The organism is Rhodococcus sp. KBS0724 (genome assembly GCF_005938745.2).
GTDB lineage: Bacteria > Actinomycetota > Actinomycetes > Mycobacteriales > Mycobacteriaceae > Rhodococcus_F.
This window is the reverse complement of the sequence record NZ_VCBX02000001.1, coordinates 5,953,981-5,968,201: the sequence shown is the minus strand read 5'-3', so window position 1 is coordinate 5,968,201 and position 14,221 is coordinate 5,953,981. Positions and strand designations below refer to the sequence as shown.

Annotated in this window: 17 protein-coding genes; 8 read left to right on the top strand and 9 right to left on the bottom strand. The window is 62.5% G+C overall.

All coding sequences use genetic code 11. The features are described 5' to 3' along the window. Positions 1-39: 39 nt before the first annotated feature. A complete protein-coding gene (locus tag FFI94_RS27420; RefSeq protein WP_138870591.1) occupies positions 40-666 on the top strand; it encodes a TetR/AcrR family transcriptional regulator in 627 nt (208 codons plus the stop codon). A 102-nt stretch (positions 667-768) separates the two neighbouring features. Here the strand turns inward: FFI94_RS27420 and FFI94_RS27415 are convergent, their stop codons facing one another. Continuing rightward, entirely contained in the window at positions 769-1,347 is a 579-nt protein-coding gene (locus FFI94_RS27415) for a TetR/AcrR family transcriptional regulator (protein WP_138870590.1), read from the bottom strand. A gap of 82 nt (positions 1,348-1,429) precedes the next feature. On the opposite strand from FFI94_RS27415, the gene FFI94_RS27410 reads away from it, so the two are divergent. Next, the gene (locus tag FFI94_RS27410) at positions 1,430-2,362 is read left to right on the top strand and encodes a DMT family transporter (protein WP_138873453.1); all 933 of its coding nucleotides are present in this window, start codon (positions 1,430-1,432) and stop codon (positions 2,360-2,362) included. On the opposite strand, the gene FFI94_RS27405 is transcribed toward FFI94_RS27410, so the two are convergent. The 6 genes from FFI94_RS27405 to FFI94_RS27380 form a co-directional block, all read right to left on the bottom strand. Beyond that, the gene (locus FFI94_RS27405; RefSeq protein WP_138870589.1) at positions 2,346-3,167 is read right to left on the bottom strand and encodes a tyrosine-protein phosphatase; all 822 of its coding nucleotides are present in this window, start codon (positions 3,165-3,167) and stop codon (positions 2,346-2,348) included. The genes FFI94_RS27410 and FFI94_RS27405 overlap by 17 nt on opposite strands. Positions 3,168-3,202: 35 nt before the next feature. Further along, complete coding sequence (locus tag FFI94_RS27400) at positions 3,203-3,616, bottom strand: phage holin family protein (RefSeq protein WP_138870588.1); 414 nt, start codon at positions 3,614-3,616, stop codon at positions 3,203-3,205. A gap of 66 nt (positions 3,617-3,682) precedes the next feature. Continuing rightward, complete coding sequence (locus FFI94_RS27395) at positions 3,683-4,624, bottom strand: DUF1214 domain-containing protein (protein WP_138870587.1); 942 nt, start codon at positions 4,622-4,624, stop codon at positions 3,683-3,685. Positions 4,625-4,688: 64 nt separating this feature from the next. Beyond that, entirely contained in the window at positions 4,689-4,997 is a 309-nt protein-coding gene (locus FFI94_RS27390) for an SHOCT domain-containing protein (protein WP_138870586.1), read from the bottom strand. Position 4,998: 1 nt separating this feature from the next. Next, positions 4,999-5,433, bottom strand: a complete 435-nt coding sequence (locus FFI94_RS27385; RefSeq protein ID WP_260684378.1) for a DUF6325 family protein — start codon at positions 5,431-5,433, stop codon at positions 4,999-5,001. Continuing rightward, positions 5,430-5,804: a PLDc N-terminal domain-containing protein gene (locus FFI94_RS27380; RefSeq protein ID WP_138870584.1), complete on the bottom strand. Its 375-nt coding sequence runs from the start codon at positions 5,802-5,804 to the stop codon at positions 5,430-5,432. Before FFI94_RS27380 ends, FFI94_RS27385 begins: the two co-directional genes overlap by 4 nt. Positions 5,805-5,975: 171 nt before the next feature. On the opposite strand from FFI94_RS27380, the gene FFI94_RS27375 reads away from it, so the two are divergent. Then, on the top strand, positions 5,976-7,451 hold the full coding sequence (locus FFI94_RS27375; protein WP_260684377.1) for a LuxR family transcriptional regulator: 1,476 nt from the start codon (positions 5,976-5,978) through the stop codon (positions 7,449-7,451). Positions 7,452-7,488: 37 nt separating this feature from the next. On the opposite strand, the gene FFI94_RS27370 is transcribed toward FFI94_RS27375, so the two are convergent. Next, entirely contained in the window at positions 7,489-8,076 is a 588-nt protein-coding gene (locus FFI94_RS27370) for a TetR/AcrR family transcriptional regulator (protein ID WP_138870583.1), read from the bottom strand. Positions 8,077-8,170: 94 nt separating this feature from the next. Between FFI94_RS27370 and FFI94_RS27365 the strand changes: the two genes are divergently transcribed. The 4 genes from FFI94_RS27365 (at position 8,171) to FFI94_RS27350 (ending at position 12,989) form a co-directional block, all read left to right on the top strand. Beyond that, on the top strand, positions 8,171-9,949 hold the full coding sequence (locus FFI94_RS27365; RefSeq protein WP_185993331.1) for an ABC transporter ATP-binding protein: 1,779 nt from the start codon (positions 8,171-8,173) through the stop codon (positions 9,947-9,949). A 72-nt stretch (positions 9,950-10,021) separates the two neighbouring features. Next, on the top strand, positions 10,022-11,230 hold the full coding sequence (locus tag FFI94_RS27360) for an acyl-CoA dehydrogenase family protein (protein WP_138870582.1): 1,209 nt from the start codon (positions 10,022-10,024) through the stop codon (positions 11,228-11,230). Beyond that, positions 11,230-12,255: a phosphotransferase family protein gene (locus FFI94_RS27355; protein ID WP_138870581.1), complete on the top strand. Its 1,026-nt coding sequence runs from the start codon at positions 11,230-11,232 to the stop codon at positions 12,253-12,255. The genes FFI94_RS27360 and FFI94_RS27355 overlap by 1 nt, the downstream gene beginning before the upstream one ends. Continuing rightward, on the top strand, positions 12,252-12,989 hold the full coding sequence (locus tag FFI94_RS27350; protein WP_138870580.1) for an SDR family oxidoreductase: 738 nt from the start codon (positions 12,252-12,254) through the stop codon (positions 12,987-12,989). Before FFI94_RS27355 ends, FFI94_RS27350 begins: the two co-directional genes overlap by 4 nt. Here the strand turns inward: FFI94_RS27350 and FFI94_RS27345 are convergent, their stop codons facing one another. Then, the gene (locus tag FFI94_RS27345) at positions 12,990-13,535 is read right to left on the bottom strand and encodes a ribulose 1,5-bisphosphate carboxylase large subunit (protein ID WP_138870579.1); all 546 of its coding nucleotides are present in this window, start codon (positions 13,533-13,535) and stop codon (positions 12,990-12,992) included. 144 nt (positions 13,536-13,679) lie between these two features. On the opposite strand from FFI94_RS27345, the gene FFI94_RS27340 reads away from it, so the two are divergent. Then, positions 13,680-14,180, top strand: a complete 501-nt coding sequence (locus tag FFI94_RS27340; protein ID WP_138870578.1) for a methylated-DNA--[protein]-cysteine S-methyltransferase — start codon at positions 13,680-13,682, stop codon at positions 14,178-14,180. The last annotated feature ends 41 nt before the right edge of the window (positions 14,181-14,221 follow it).

Here is a 14,221-nt window from a genome sequence, read left to right as displayed (position 1 = left end):
ATGTTCGGTGTCGGCGCAAGTGGATCTACGGTAACGGTTATGACAAACGAGCCTGCTATGCCCGAATCCTGGCGACACTACGAAGACCTGGGTCTGTCCAAGCCTCTCGCGGCGGCGTTGGAAGCGTTTGTCGAGCAGGGGTACCACGGGGCCTCGATTCGCGACATTGCAGCGCGAGCGGGACTCTCAGTGCCGGGCCTCTACCATCACTATCCGTCGAAGCAGGCCTTGCTCGTCGGTTTGACCACGGTGGTGATGGGCGAGTTGCTCGAACGAAGTCGCGCCGCCGAGATCGAAGCCGGTCCAGATCCGTCGGATCGCTTCGATGCGGTGATCGAATCATTGTTGCGATTCCACATGTTTCGACGTGAGCAGTCGTTCATCGCGTCTTCCGAGCTTCGGAGTATGGAACCGGATGGGCGGGCAAGCTATATCGCTCAGCGCGACGAACAGCAGAAGCAGGTCGACCGAATCATTCTCGACGGAGTTCGGGCAGGTGAGTTCGACGCCGAGTATCCGGTGGACGCGAGTCGCGCTGTGGTGACGATGTGTGTGGCGGTCGCGAATTGGTACCGACCGGATGGTGAATTGTCGCCGGACGAGTTGGTGGAGCGGTATTTGGGGATAGCGAGGTGCACGGTGGGGGCGAAGCGGGTGGGGAGGTAGGAGTGGGGGCGAAGCGGGTGGGGAGGTAGCAGTGGGGGCGAAGCGGGCGGGGGAGTTGGGGTAGCGGAGTGATGTTTGGGTGACGCTGCTGGACTTCGCGGATTACCCGGAGTTCTTCAGTAATGCGAGCGCCGTGTCCCGGCCGATACCGAAGGGGTCGGTGCCGATGCCGATTCCGTCTGCGACGAGGGCCCCTTCGTGTAGCAGCATGATCGCCTCGACGAGGCTTTCGTCGGCGTGCCCTTTCGTCGACAGGATCCGTCGGAAAAGGTCCAGCATCTCCTGCTTCTGTTCGGCGATAACCGCGAACACCGGATGCGAACGATCACTGAACTCGGCGTGTGCGTTGATCATGCTGCACCCCTTGCCTCCGCTCGCCTTGGACCACGAGGCGGAAGCGTCGAATACCGCACTCACCTGTTCGGCGCGGCTCTCGCCGGCGGACGCGAGCTTCGTATCCCGAAAGGCTCGCCACCGCCGGTCGCGGTCCTTCAGATACTCCACGACGAGACCGTCTTTCGAGCCGAACCTGTCGTACAGGGTCTTCTTCGTGACCCCGGCGTCCAGTGCGACGGCATCCACCCCTACGGCGTGAATCCCCTTTTCGTAGAACAACTTCGACGCCGACTCCAGGATGCGACGCGCTTTCGGAGTCAGTACGGGTACAAATTCCTCTGCCATGGACAAAAGTATACCGATCTGTATAGTCGATTGCATGAGTAAACAGATCGGTATACCTCGGATTGTCATCCCGAGAGCTGCCGTGACGGCTACCTTGTCGGTTCTGTTCGTCGCGTGCTGGAGTTCGGGATTTATCGGAGCCAAACTCGGCGCAGGTAGTGCCGAGATCCCCACGGTGCTGATGTGGCGGTTTCTCCCGCTCGCTGTAGTGCTCGTCCCGATTGCCTGGTTGTCTGCCCGGCGCCGGAACATGATGCCGACGCCGCAGACTCTCGGCAGACAAGTGGTGATCGGGATGCTCTCCCAGAGTGGTTACCTGTTGTCGGTGTACTGGGCAATCGATCTTGGCGTGAACACCGGAACCACTGCGTTGATCGACGGTATTCAGCCGCTGGTGGCAGCCGCGCTGCTCGGTCCGGTCCTCGGTGTTGCCGTCCCACGGATGCAGTGGGTCGGGTTGGCGATCGGACTCGGTGGCGTCGCGATGGTTACCGCGGCCGACGCCGGAGCCGGAACAGCGGCGCCGTGGTGGTCGTACGTGATCCCGTTCCTGGGGATGCTCGGCCTGGTTGCATCGACCTTCGTCGAACAACGCGCTCCCACGTCCACGCCGCCACTGCACGCTCTGGCGAGCCACTGCTCAACCAGCGCAATAGTTTTCACGGCTTTAGCAGTAGCTTCCGGCAATGCCGTCCCGCCGAGTGTCAACACATTCTGGATCGCATTGCTCTGGTTGATCGTGCTGTCCACCTTCGGCGGTTACGGACTGTACTGGTTGTTGCTCCGACGCATCGGAATCACGTCCGTCAACACGTTGATGTTCCTGATCGCTCCCGTCACCGCGGTCTGGGGTGCGCTGATGTTCGGAGAATCCTTCACTCCGTACACCGCGCTCGGCTTGGCGGTGGGCATCCTCGCTGTCGTAGTGGTCACCGGCGCGGACAATCGTCGAAAGAAGCGGGAGGAGCGCGAAAATGCCTGTCCTGTCAGAGCCCCGATCACGTCGCGCGGATGAAGCTCGATCGGGATGTGAACCGCTCGCGGAGCATGGTGAGTTGCTCCGCGGTGAGCTTGAGCCCGTTGATCGCGTAGTCCTCGACGGTGCCGAAGTGTGTGCGCATCTCGTCGAGGGCGGCGTCGAAGTAGCTGTCACGGACTCCGAGTAGGGGCCGGAGCAGTTCTGCGTCAACGCCTTTGCCGGCGGCGAAGGCGAGTATCGGTTCCGTCATGGGTGCCAGATCGGTATTCGTCTGCAGGTAGTCGTCGCGGACGTCGGCTTCGTCGGCGCCGAGGAGGAGCAGGAAGGAGGTTGCGGCCCACCCCGTGCGATCCTTGCCGGTGGTGCAGTGGAAAAGGGCTGCCCCGGTGCGTTTTTCGTCTATGAGGTCGAGGTAGAACGTGCGGTAGGCGTCGAGAGCGGAGGGCAGGCTCACGAAGTTGCGGTTCGCTTCCTCCATCTGCGCGATCCCACGCCCGTCGCTGATGGTCTCGGCGTACGCGGCCGGGTCCGTCATGAGTAGTCCGGTGGCAGCGGCATTCTGGGCATTGTCGGCGAGAACGTCGAGCCAGACCGTCCGGGTCGAGGCGGGGAGATTATCGAGTGCGCCGTCGCGCTCCGCGGCTGTCCTCAGGTCATACACAGTCCGGACGTCCAAGCCGGCGACCGCGGCAACGTCGTCGCCGGCGAGTTTCGCGAGCGTCGCCGATCGGTAGAGCGCGCCTGGACGGACGGTGCCACCGGCAACGGGAATTCCGCCGAGGTCACGGAAGTTCGGGGCAGTCTCGAGAAGAACGCGACGATCGAGCGAGTGAGTTGGCATGGCTGACTCCTTGGGTTCCGGTTCCGCACTGATCATCATGCCTTCTGCACACTGCGCACGAGCTTTTCGGCATTGCGCCTCTTGATCCACTTGTCGATGACAAGCGCCATGAAGATCCACCCTCCCAATGCGGTGATCACCCACACGATGATCGGTGCGAGGATCCAGGACGCGACGCCGCTGATCGCAATGCCATCGTGAACCATGGATGCGACCCAGAGCGCGAGCAGCGTGGCGACGAGGCCGACACCGCCCGCGAGCGGAGCCGCGTAGTGCATTGCCACGCTGAGCACGAATGGGCCGAGAATCATGTGGGCGAGGGTGAATACGCCGATAGCGGCCAAGAAGCCGTTCACGCTCAGACTGACCCCGGGTAGAGCGAAATGCACGACGATCAGCGCGATCGCGCCGAGTACGCATTGCGAAATGAGCTGAAATAGCAGACGCATAGCTTGTACCTCCGTAATCAGGTCGAGTCATCCGAGAGTGGTGTGTGCGTGGGGGGAAACGCTTCGCTAGAGCGCTTCGGGGCGAGGCGCCGTCCAGGTGCCGTCGAGCACGATGGGCTGGGGGCGGTACAGGCGCAGTACGTAGTTCCAGCCCGGCATGATGGGCAGGGCGTTCGCGACGCCGTCGAGATGGACGCCGAAGCGGATGGTGGTGCTGCCGTCGGCGTCGGGGGTGGCGGTGAGGCTGTTGATGCTGTTGACGCCCAGAGCGTTTTCCTCGAAGTATCCTGCCGCGTTGTACAGCGAGACCGACCAGAATGCATCCACGGGAACATCATTCAGGCGGAGGCGGTATTCCCCGACGGGGAGACGTTCGTCGAAGTTGACGTAGGTGGCCTCGTGCTCGGGAAGGCCACCCCAGCCGGAGGCGGTACCGAGCAGGTGCCTGATGGGGTCGACTTCCGCAGCGGTGCCGAATGAACCGTCGTACGTGGTGATGCCACGAGCGAGGGCGAGGAGTGCGTCGCGGGTCTCGGTCTGTGACCCTTCGTCGTAGTCGGGCAACGGGAACTCGCCTGTTCCGCCGCCGTCGATGGTGAGGACGTCCTGCAGCCGGTTCACCTCGGCGACGTCTTCGGGGCTGTTCGGATCGACGAGGATACGCACGATCAGTGCGGCGTAGTCGGTCCCGACCAGTTCGCGCGTGAGCCGGTGCTCTCCCGGATCACGAAGGATGACGGGACCGAAGTGATCTTGACTGACCACCCACACGGAGATGTAGCGCTTGCCGGTATCAGGCACCGTGATCGTGACGTCTTCGCGCACGTCGATGATCGCGCTGCTGTACAGGGTGTCGCGGTTCTGGCGGATGATCGGCTGGTCTTCGAGTGACCCGAGCTCACGAGTGTGGTTCCACGTGCCCAGGCCGACGCCCGCGGCCAGGCGAGCGAACATGAGATCAGATTCTGCTCGAGTGAAGTTCAGGACGTTGACGGCGATCGCGGACATAGCGGGTTCCAATCGGTGTCGGGTACGGAAGCGGGAGCAGGAATGTCTCGCCCCGTCGGAGAATTTAGCCGAGCAGTCGCGCTTTCGCGGCTTGGAACTCGGCATCGCTCAGCAGCCCTTGTGATTTGAGATCGCCGAGTTTCTGCAACTCGGCGACAAGATCGACCGGGGCGGCGGGTGCGGGTACGGGCATCGCCCGTACCGCCTGCTGCTGGGCGAATTCGTACTGCGCCTGCTCGTATTCGGCCTGGGCCCGACTTTGCCTGCGGGTGGCCATGCCGTTGCTGACGGCGGTCGCGGTACCGGTCACGACCGCGGTGCGCGCGGCGAGGCCCAGCAGTCCGGGGCGTCCTCTTCTCGGGATGTACGGCATGTCAGACCTCCAGTTTCGGGATGATCGTGTCCATGAGGGCGTTGACGATCGGGGCGGGAATCCGCTCGTAACCGAGTAACACCGCGCCGGACTCGGCGGTTCGGGCGGCGAGCTCACGCTGATAGACCAGTTCGAGCGCGACCAGCAGCGCAGCAGCGCCGGCGGGGATCGCCGCTGCGAGTTCGGTGATGTCTTCATGCCCGACCAGGCCGGACGCACCGAGCATCTCGACGTCGATCTCGAAGCCGTTCGGCAACTCCTCGACCTCGACGAGGGTGAGTTCACCGTCCTCGGACTTGGAGATGACGATCAGATCGAGCAATCGCACCAGGCCGGTAGCCGTCAGGTCGGTGAGCGCGGAGAGTGCGGCCGGGTCGAGGCCAGCCCCAGGCAGGCCGAGCAGATAGAAGTCGACAGGTCCGAAGCGGGCGCTCACGACAGGACCTTCAGCTTCAGTGCGGCGAACTCTTCTTCGCTGATCGTTCCGGATTCGAGGAGTGCTGCGGCCGTGGCGATCTCCTCGCTGGGGCTCTTCCCTGCGACCTCGCGGATATACGATTCGGCAGCGTTCTCAGCGTCGCGAGCGGCCTTGCTGCTGCGTTCCGTCATCCCTTCGCCGTGGGCGACGAGATAGACGAGCACTGTCACGAAGGGCAGGAAGAGCAGGAAGAACACCCAGAGGGCCTTCAGTCCACCGTTCAGCTTGTGGTCGCGGAACAGGTCGGCGATGATCGCGAACAGCGCGAAGAGATATCCGATGAAGACGGTCGCCGACAGCATCCAGCCGAGGCTTTCCCAGAAGTTCATGTGTCTTGTCCGTTTCGTGTCAGGCCTGCGCACCCGGTACTCCGCCGACTCGCGCAATTCGGTTTATTCCGGCAATTCTCACCGTTTCCCGGGGGCTACACTCGCGCTCTCATCCGCAGCGGATGAGACCGGACATCTACGACCTTTGAACCTCTCGAGTATCTTCAAGACATGATCGAAGCCGTGCGTCTTGCACTCGCCTCCGGTGAGGCGGAGCAGGCTCGAACCGTCCTGCGGAAGAACTGGCTCCGTTTGATTCTCGAATCTCACACCAGGGAACTGGAGCAACTCTGCCTTGCTCATCCTGATCCGCACGATCCGCATGTCCTCTTGATTCGGGCGTGCTGCCGCGATCTCAGCGGCGACCCCTACGGCGCGGAGTTTCTCCGCGGGCAGGGTCTGCGGGTTGCGTCCGACGATTTTGTCGTCTGCTTCACCGACCTGCTGCTTGCTCCGGACACCTCGACGAAGGCCGTCATCGCCGATCGCGCGCGTCACGCGCTCACCCAGTGCGAGCCCGAGGACGATTACCCGTCCGCGCTCTTCCTCCTCGGATGGACCGAGGTCAGGCTTCGTCGTGATCTTCCTCGTGCCATCGCGCTACTGCGTTCCGCCAGCGATGAGGCGCAGTTGCAGTCGCGTTCGGAGACGTTGCGTCTCGCGCAATCCAATTTGGCTTTTGCACTCACCCACGCGGGAGCATTCACCGAAGCCGAACAGATCCTCGACGGGCTACCTTCCCGAGAAGTGGCGTCCGACTGGGAACGCTTCGAAGGCGGTCTCCCACAGTCGAATCGCGGGTGCATCGCATACTGGCGTGGCGACTTCGAGGAGGCGATCGCTCAGTTCGACTCCATCATCGTAGAGGGCAGTCCCGGAACGAACTTCGAGGCGCTCGCCCGTCTGTATTTGGTGATGAGCCTCATCGCGCTGAACCGGGAAGAGCGGTACCACGCCGCTGCGCGTCTGTTGCGAGGCGTGAGTACTGCGGACAAGCACGGCATTCCCTGGGATACGCTGCGGCGCGTCACCACGGCCTGGCTCGCCCACGCACAAGGGCAGGACGAGCAAGCTCGCCAGATCGCCAGGCCGACGCTTACCCGAACAGGTGCTGCGGTCGCTCACGCGCTTCTCGCGGAGCTGTATCGGGTTGTCGGGGATCCGGAACCGTCAGCTCGAGCGCTTCACTTGGCAACCTCGGCCGCGTTGCCGCGATATGCGCTGGTGAGCACACTTGTCACCTCAGCCGCACTGAGCTCTGTTGCCGGGCGTGGACCCCAAGCGCATGAGCAGCTCGATCGTGCGCTGGCCGAGGCCATCCCCGAACGGGTTCTTGCCCCATTTCTCACCGGCGATCCGGTAATTGTCGATCTCTTGAACGCACACGCGATACGGGGGTCGAGTCATCACTGGTTCCTGTGCACGATCCTGGAAAGACGGAACAAGCTCTCTGCTCGGCTCGCGGGAGTCCTGACGGAACGCGAGAAGGAGATACTCACCTATCTGCGAACCACGATGACGGCAGACGAGATCGCTGCGCACCTCGGTATCGCCTATCCCACTGTGAAGACACACATCAGCTCGATCTACCGCAAACTGGGCGTGACCAAACGGCGTGCTGCTGTTCAAGCAGCCGACAACAGATAACGGGATCGCCGCACACGCTGGTTTGTGTGTTGCAGACCTAGGCTGCGGGATCTGGCGCGATTCCGCGGCGGAGGCTGCGAACCGTCAGGTCCAGCGCCTGCAGCCGCGTGCCGGAGCCGCGGTTGACGTAGTCCATCGATGTGTACAGCAGTGACCACAGCAGGTTCTGCACCCAGTCCGACCTCATGTCGGGATCGATGGAACCGTCGGAGTGCCCACGCTCGATGGCGTTGGTGACTTGGTCGTCGGTCGACGCGGACTCGGCGAACGAATCTTCTTGGTATACACCGGGTGTGAAAAACAGGACCGTCAGAAGGTCGGCTAGTTCGAAGTACTCGTGACACAGGCGAACCAGTGCTTCGGCTCCGGTGCCCTCGCTGAGTCGCGCCGCCGCCGCGGCCTCGCCGACGGCGCGGGTGGCCTCGGCTGCGACGGCTTCGACCAGGTCCGAGCGTTCGGGAAAGTAGCGGTGCAAGGTGGTCCGGCCGACCCGTGCGGCCGAAGCGATCTCGCTGAGCGTCGCAGCGGGCTTGGATGCGAACACCGAAATTGCGGCGTCGAGAATGGCCTTGCGGGTGCGCTCGCGGGTCGCGCTTTGTTCTGGTGCGCTGTGGATCGTTGTCACGAATTCGAAGCGTAGCCGTGTCCGGTTTCGGTATCCAGTCTTTCCGTATCGGAATTCCCTTGCCCTTTTTGGAACATTCGTGTTCCATAAATTCATGCTCGAATCCGACACTCGTCAATCCGCACCGAAATGGAGCAATCTCCGCGTTCTCGCCGAGTTCGCTCGCCCGCACCTGCCGTCGCTCCTGCTCGGGTTGGTCTTGGCCTTAGGTGGCTCCGCGGCGACGCTGGCAACGCCGATGGTCACCAAGTGGGTTCTCGACACCCTGGACACCGGCGCATCGCTGAAAGGGCCGATCCTGACGTTGGTCGTCCTTCTGATCGTTGGCGCAGTCCTTGGTTGTGCTCAATGGATCGTGCTCGGCACGGCCGCCGAGAAGGTTGTGTTCGACGCCAGGTCCTCGCTGGTGAGGCGATTTCTGGCCGCGACTGTGCCGTCGCTGCAATCGCGGTCGGTGGGCGAGTTGGTCACCCGAGTCACGTCGGACACCTTGCTGCTGCGTGAGGCGGCGTCGTCGGCGGCGGTGAATATTCTGAACGCAGCCGCGCTGACCATCGGAACCATTGTTCTCATGGGCGTTCTGGATCTGCCGTTGTTGGGCGTGACCATGGTGGCAATCGTCTTCGCCTCCATCCTCTTTGCCGTTCTGATGCCTCGGATTTCCGCAGCGGAGGCTCGAACCCAGGAATCGCTCGGCAAGCTAGGTGGAGTTCTCGAAGGTGGCTTGCGAGCAATCCGGACGGTCAAGGTGTCACTCGCCGAGGATCGAGTCGGCGCTCTCGTGACGAACAATGCAGCCGATGCGAAAAAGCATGCAATCACGGCAGTTCGAGTCTCGGCGACTGCGTGGACTGTTGCGTGGACCGCCATTCAAGGATCGATCATTGCGATCCTGGGATTCGGTGCCTGGCGAGTCGCCGACGGGGAAATGGCAGTCTCGACGCTCATCGCTTTTCTGCTCTACGCCTTCACCTTGATGGGTCCGGTCTCGGAGCTTGCGCAGAACGTGACCTCCGTTCAGTCGGGAATCGCGGCAGCCATCAGGATTCGCGAGATGCAGTCGTTGCCAACGGAGACACATGACGTGGCCGTCGACGTTGTCGAGAAAACCGACCCGGTCGCGCCGCTGATCGAATTGCGCAATGTCACGGTCAACTACCACGGCTCGACCGAGCCCGCGCTCAGCGACGTCTCGTTGGTCATTCCGCAGCGAGGACACATGGCGATCGTCGGGCCGTCGGGTGCCGGAAAAACCACGCTGCTCTCGACCGTGCTGCGATTTGTCGAACCTGGGAGGGGTGAGGTTCTTCTGCACGGAGTCGGATATAACGCGCTCGATCACCGAGCGGTACGTGAAAGTCTGGCGTATGTCGAGCAGGAGACTCCCGTGGTGCCGGGAACGATCCGAGAGAACGTTGTCTTCAGTCATCCCGACGCGACTGACGGAGAGGTGCAGGCTGTTCTGCGTCTGCTCCGACTCGACGACGCGATCGAGGCTCTGCCGAACGGACTCGACACCGCGCTGACCGCCACGTCGCTGTCCGGTGGTCAACGGCAGCGGATAGCGATGGCGCGCGCTGTTCTGCGGCCTAGTGCGCTGCTCCTGCTCGACGAAGCCACTGCCCAGGTCGACACGCTCACCGAGGCTGCGATTGTCGACGCGATCAAGGAACGCGCACGCACCGGAGCTGTGGTCACCATCGCTCACCGGCTCTCGACCGTGCGCGACGCCGACTGGATCGTGGTCATGGAAGACGGTCGGATCCGGAACATCGGCAACCACGACGAACTGATGAACAAGGACGATCTGTACCGGGACATGGTGGTTGCCGGTCGGCTCGATCATTCCGAGGCTTTGCTCGAGGATTGTTGACCCGGTGAGTCGGCATGTGCGAGAGTGCTGGTACCGAACGATCGATCGGTCGGTCTAACTTGGAGGTGGATGGTGGCAATCGATCTGACGTATGCGCCGGAGGTGACCGCGCTGATCGAGAAGACGCGCGCCTTCACTCGGGAGATAATTCTCCCGATCGAAGACAAGCACGGCGGCGACATTGCCGTTGCCGGCGGCGACGCAACTCGTATCGAGATGCAGGACGCGGCAAAAGCCGCTGGTGTTTTCGCTCCCCATGCGCCGATCGAATACGGCGGACACGGGCTCGACATGAGTGACCGTGCGCCGGTATTCGAGGAAGCCGGCTACTCACTCTTCGGCCCCACCGCACTGAACATCGCAGCTCCGGACGAGGGCAACGTCCACATGCTCGCCCACGTCGCGAGTACGGCGCAGAAGGAACAGTTCCTCGCTCCGCTCGCCCGCGGCGACCAGCGTTCGGCGTTCGCCATGACAGAACCGGCGCCCGGCGCCGGGTCCGACCCGTCGGCCCTCAATACCCGCGCCGAGAAGGCGCCGGGCGGCTGGAAGATCAACGGCAAGAAGTGGTTCATCACCGGCGCAGACGGCGCGGGCTTCTTCATCATCATGGCCCGCACCTCGGGTGAACCGGGCCAACGTGGCGGTGCCACAATGTTTCTCGCGCCGGCCGAGTCCCCGGGATTGATCGTCGGTCGCCATATCGGCACCCTCGACAAGTCCATGATCGGTGGCCACTGCGAGGTCACTTTCGAGGATCTCTTTGTTCCCGACGACGCTGTTCTGGGCGAGGTCGACCAGGGCTTCGCGTATGCGCAGGTGCGTCTCGGCCCCGCCCGCATGACGCACGTGATGCGATGGCTGGGCGCCGCGCGTCGTGGTCACGACATCGCCGTCGCTCGCGTGGCGGAGCGCGAAGGATTCGGTTCCAAGCTCGGTGATCTCGGAATGATCCAGAAGATGATCGCGGACAACGAAATCGACGTCGCGGCCACTCGTGCGCTGCTGGTTCAGGCTTGCTGGGAGCTCGATCAGGGTGGCCATGCAAGCAATTCCACGTCGATCGCAAAAACGTATGCGGCCGAGGCCATCTTCCGGATCGTCGATCGGTCCATCCAGATGTGCGGTGGTATCGGTGTATCGGACGACTTGCCTCTCGCGCGTCTCTCTCGCGAGGTCCGTCCGTTCCGCGTGTACGACGGACCGTCCGAGGTTCATCGGTGGGCAATCGCGAAGCGCGTTGTGGGCGCAGCGCGTCGAGCTGCTCGAGACGGTGCATGATGAGCGAGTTTCCCGGTCTCGACCTGGTTGCACTGCGCAAGTACCTGCTCGATTCGGATGTCGCGGTAACCGGCGATCTCCGTGCGAAGTTGATCTCCGGCGGCAAGTCCAATCTCACGTACGGGATCTACGACGACGCGTCGAGTTGGATTGTGCGTCGACCTCCGACCGCGGGATTGACTCCGTCGGCGCATGATGTGGCGCGGGAATTCCGCATCACGTCGGCACTGCAGAATACTGCGGTGCCGGTGGCTCCTACCGTCACTCTGTGTGAGGACGCGTCGGTGATGGGAGCGACGTTCACCGTCGTCGAGTTCATCGACGGCCAAGTGATCCGGACGAAATCGGAACTGGATGCTCTTCCCGCAGAACAAGTCACGGCTTGTGTCGACGAACTGGTGCGTGTTCTTGCGGCGCTGCACGACGTCGACTACAACGCCGTCGGCCTCGGTGAGTTGGGGCGACCGGAAGGGTACGTCGCGCGGCAGGTGAAATTGTGGGCCGGTCAGTGGTCGCGGGTGAAAGTCGACGATTCCGCGGACGTCGACCGCTTGGCTTCTGCGCTCTCGGAACTGATTCCGGCAAAATCCGAGTCGTCGATCGTCCATGGCGACTACCGGATCGACAACACCATCCTCGCTGCTGACGATGTCACGAAGGTTGCGGCAGTGGTGGACTGGGAACTGTCCACTCTCGGTGACCCTTTGGCCGACATCGCGATGATGTGCGTGTACCGCCATCCCGCGTTGGACCTGGTTCTCGGGGAGCCGGCAGCCTGGACGAGTGCGTCGTTGCCGTCCGTAGTCGATCTGGCCCAGCGCTACTCGCACGTCTCAGGTCGTGACCTCGGCAACTGGAACTTCTACATGGCCCTCGGATTCTTCAAGCTTGCCGTTGTCGCCCAGGGAATCGATCATCGTTTCCGGGCCGGCGCGACGGTGGGCGGCGGTTTCGACAGTGCGGGAACTGCTGTGCCTGAGCTGATCTCGGCGGGACTGAACGCGTTGAACGGAAAGTTCGCGTGAGTGCGTCGGCGCTCGTCACGGGCGCGTCCAAAGGCATTGGACTGGGCATCGCGACGCGTCTCGCGACGCTCGGGTACGGGTTGACCATCACGGCGCGAGACGCGGAGAAACTCGGCGCAGTTGCCGAGGAACTGCGCCGCGCCGGTTCGCCCGACGTTCTCGTTCTGTCCGGTGATATGGCGGATGAGAACTTTGCGACGGAATTGGTTGCCGCCCACGGTGAGCGCTTCGGTTCGATGCGTGCACTCATCCTCAACGCGGGTGTGGGAACAAGCGGGCGGATTGCGGATTACCCCATGAAGCGCTTCGACAAGACGCTCGCAGTGAATCTGCGGACGCCGTTGGCACTGCTTCAGGCGTCGTTGCCGTTCCTGCGCCTGGCCGCGGACGCAAATCCGGGCAGGGGAGCAAAAGTGGTTGCGCTGGCGTCGATAGCTGGTGTGTACGCCGAAAGCGGCTTGGGTGTTTACGGTGCGACCAAAGCCGCGTTGATTTCGATGATCGAGGCGCTCAACGCCGAGGAATCCGGAAACGGCATCAGCGGCACGGCAATTGCTCCAGGATATGTCGATACCGACATGTCTGCGTGGACGCACGATCGGATCACGCCGGAGTCGATGATCAAGGTCGACGATGTCGTCGAAATCGTGGATGGTCTGCTGCGTCTGTCGGCCGCTGCGGTGATCCCCAAGGTTGTCATGACCCGGGCGGGCACCGACGGCTACGGAGCCTGATCAACTCTCTCGGTTCTCGCCACGTTTGCGGAAGAAGTGGAATCCGGGTACACCGACGATCGCCTGTTTCAGGTCTTTGACCACCCCGAGGAGTTCGTGGACTTCGGGGGAGACAGAGTCCAGGGTGGCGAGAATCGGCAGGACGGCAGTGACCCGTTCGGTGAGCTCCGGGAGCTTGTCGATCAGCGTGATGGCGGCCGTAACTTCAGCCTCGCTGAGATCATCCGCAAACCTGGCAGCTAACGGAGCCAGTTGAACCGCGAGGGGCTCGTACAGTTCGAGAAGTTGCTGCGCGATATCCGATGTTTGCTCGACGGCTTCGATCAATGTCTCGGCGCGAACAGTGACGGAGGCTGCGCCGACTACGACGCGGTCTGCGTTCTCGGCTATCTGGCTGATTCGCGCAACCAGCCTCTCGACGCTCACCAACAGTGCCTCGAGACGGGACGGGAGCGTGACTGCAAAAACGACCGCTGACAGCGACCAGTGCACCACGTCGCTGACGGAGCGGACAAGGCTGGAACGCCCCGGCAAAACTAGAGCCATCACTCGATCCTGCCTGATAGTGGTCGGAAGTGCAGGTATTTCTCACATTCCTGTGAGTCGGGTCGTCTTCGAGATATGAGTAGCTCAGGCGCGGCCGTTCCCACATCTCGGCCATCGTTACTCGATACCTGGAAGGATCGAGACATGGCGGTTAACCGTACCCACACAGTGATCGAGTCACCGATCGGGCCGTTGACGCTGGTCGCGACGGCAAATGGCCTCTGTGGTCTCTACATGGCAGAGCATCGACACAAGCCGGACGAGTCGACGTTCGGGGAGAGTTCACCCTCGAAATTCGGTGCTGTCCGCGAACAGTTGGACGAGTATTTCTCCGGAGAGCGAACCGAGTTCTCGTTGCCGCTGGACCCATCGGGCACGGAGTTTCAGCAACGAGTTTGGGATGCGCTGCGGACAATTCCCTACGGGCAGACGTGGAGCTATATGGAGCTTGCGCAAACCCTGGGCAATCCCCTCGCGATTCGTGCGGTCGCGGCCGCAAACGGAAAGAATCCGATCAGCATCATCGTGCCCTGTCATCGCGTTGTCGGTAGCGACGGGAGCCTGACGGGCTTTGCCGGCGGTCTCGACCGTAAGCGTTTTCTGCTCGAACAAGAGTCCGGCGGAATCTCGGACGTGCTGTTCTGATGGAACGAACTCACATAACTCGTGGCGCGAGCGTTTACCGA

Bases quoted from the DNA above. Each gene is read 5' to 3' on its own strand.
- FFI94_RS27420 (WP_138870591.1), top strand. From the start codon at position 40: ATGACAAACGAGCCTGCTATGCCCGAATCCTGGCGACACTACGAAGAC.
- FFI94_RS27415 (WP_138870590.1), bottom strand. From the start codon at position 1,347: ATGGCAGAGGAATTTGTACCCGTACTGACTCCGAAAGCGCGTCGCATC.
- FFI94_RS27405 (WP_138870589.1), bottom strand. From the start codon at position 3,167: ATGCCAACTCACTCGCTCGATCGTCGCGTTCTTCTCGAGACTGCCCCG.
- FFI94_RS27400 (WP_138870588.1), bottom strand. From the start codon at position 3,616: ATGCGTCTGCTATTTCAGCTCATTTCGCAATGCGTACTCGGCGCGATC.
- FFI94_RS27395 (WP_138870587.1), bottom strand. From the start codon at position 4,624: ATGTCCGCGATCGCCGTCAACGTCCTGAACTTCACTCGAGCAGAATCT.
- FFI94_RS27390 (WP_138870586.1), bottom strand. From the start codon at position 4,997: ATGCCGTACATCCCGAGAAGAGGACGCCCCGGACTGCTGGGCCTCGCC.
- FFI94_RS27380 (WP_138870584.1), bottom strand. From the start codon at position 5,804: ATGAACTTCTGGGAAAGCCTCGGCTGGATGCTGTCGGCGACCGTCTTC.
- FFI94_RS27375 (WP_260684377.1), top strand. From the start codon at position 5,976: ATGATCGAAGCCGTGCGTCTTGCACTCGCCTCCGGTGAGGCGGAGCAG.
- FFI94_RS27365 (WP_185993331.1), top strand. From the start codon at position 8,171: ATGCTCGAATCCGACACTCGTCAATCCGCACCGAAATGGAGCAATCTC.
- FFI94_RS27355 (WP_138870581.1), top strand. From the start codon at position 11,230: ATGAGCGAGTTTCCCGGTCTCGACCTGGTTGCACTGCGCAAGTACCTG.
- FFI94_RS27345 (WP_138870579.1), bottom strand. From the start codon at position 13,535: ATGGCTCTAGTTTTGCCGGGGCGTTCCAGCCTTGTCCGCTCCGTCAGC.
- FFI94_RS27340 (WP_138870578.1), top strand. From the start codon at position 13,680: ATGGCGGTTAACCGTACCCACACAGTGATCGAGTCACCGATCGGGCCG.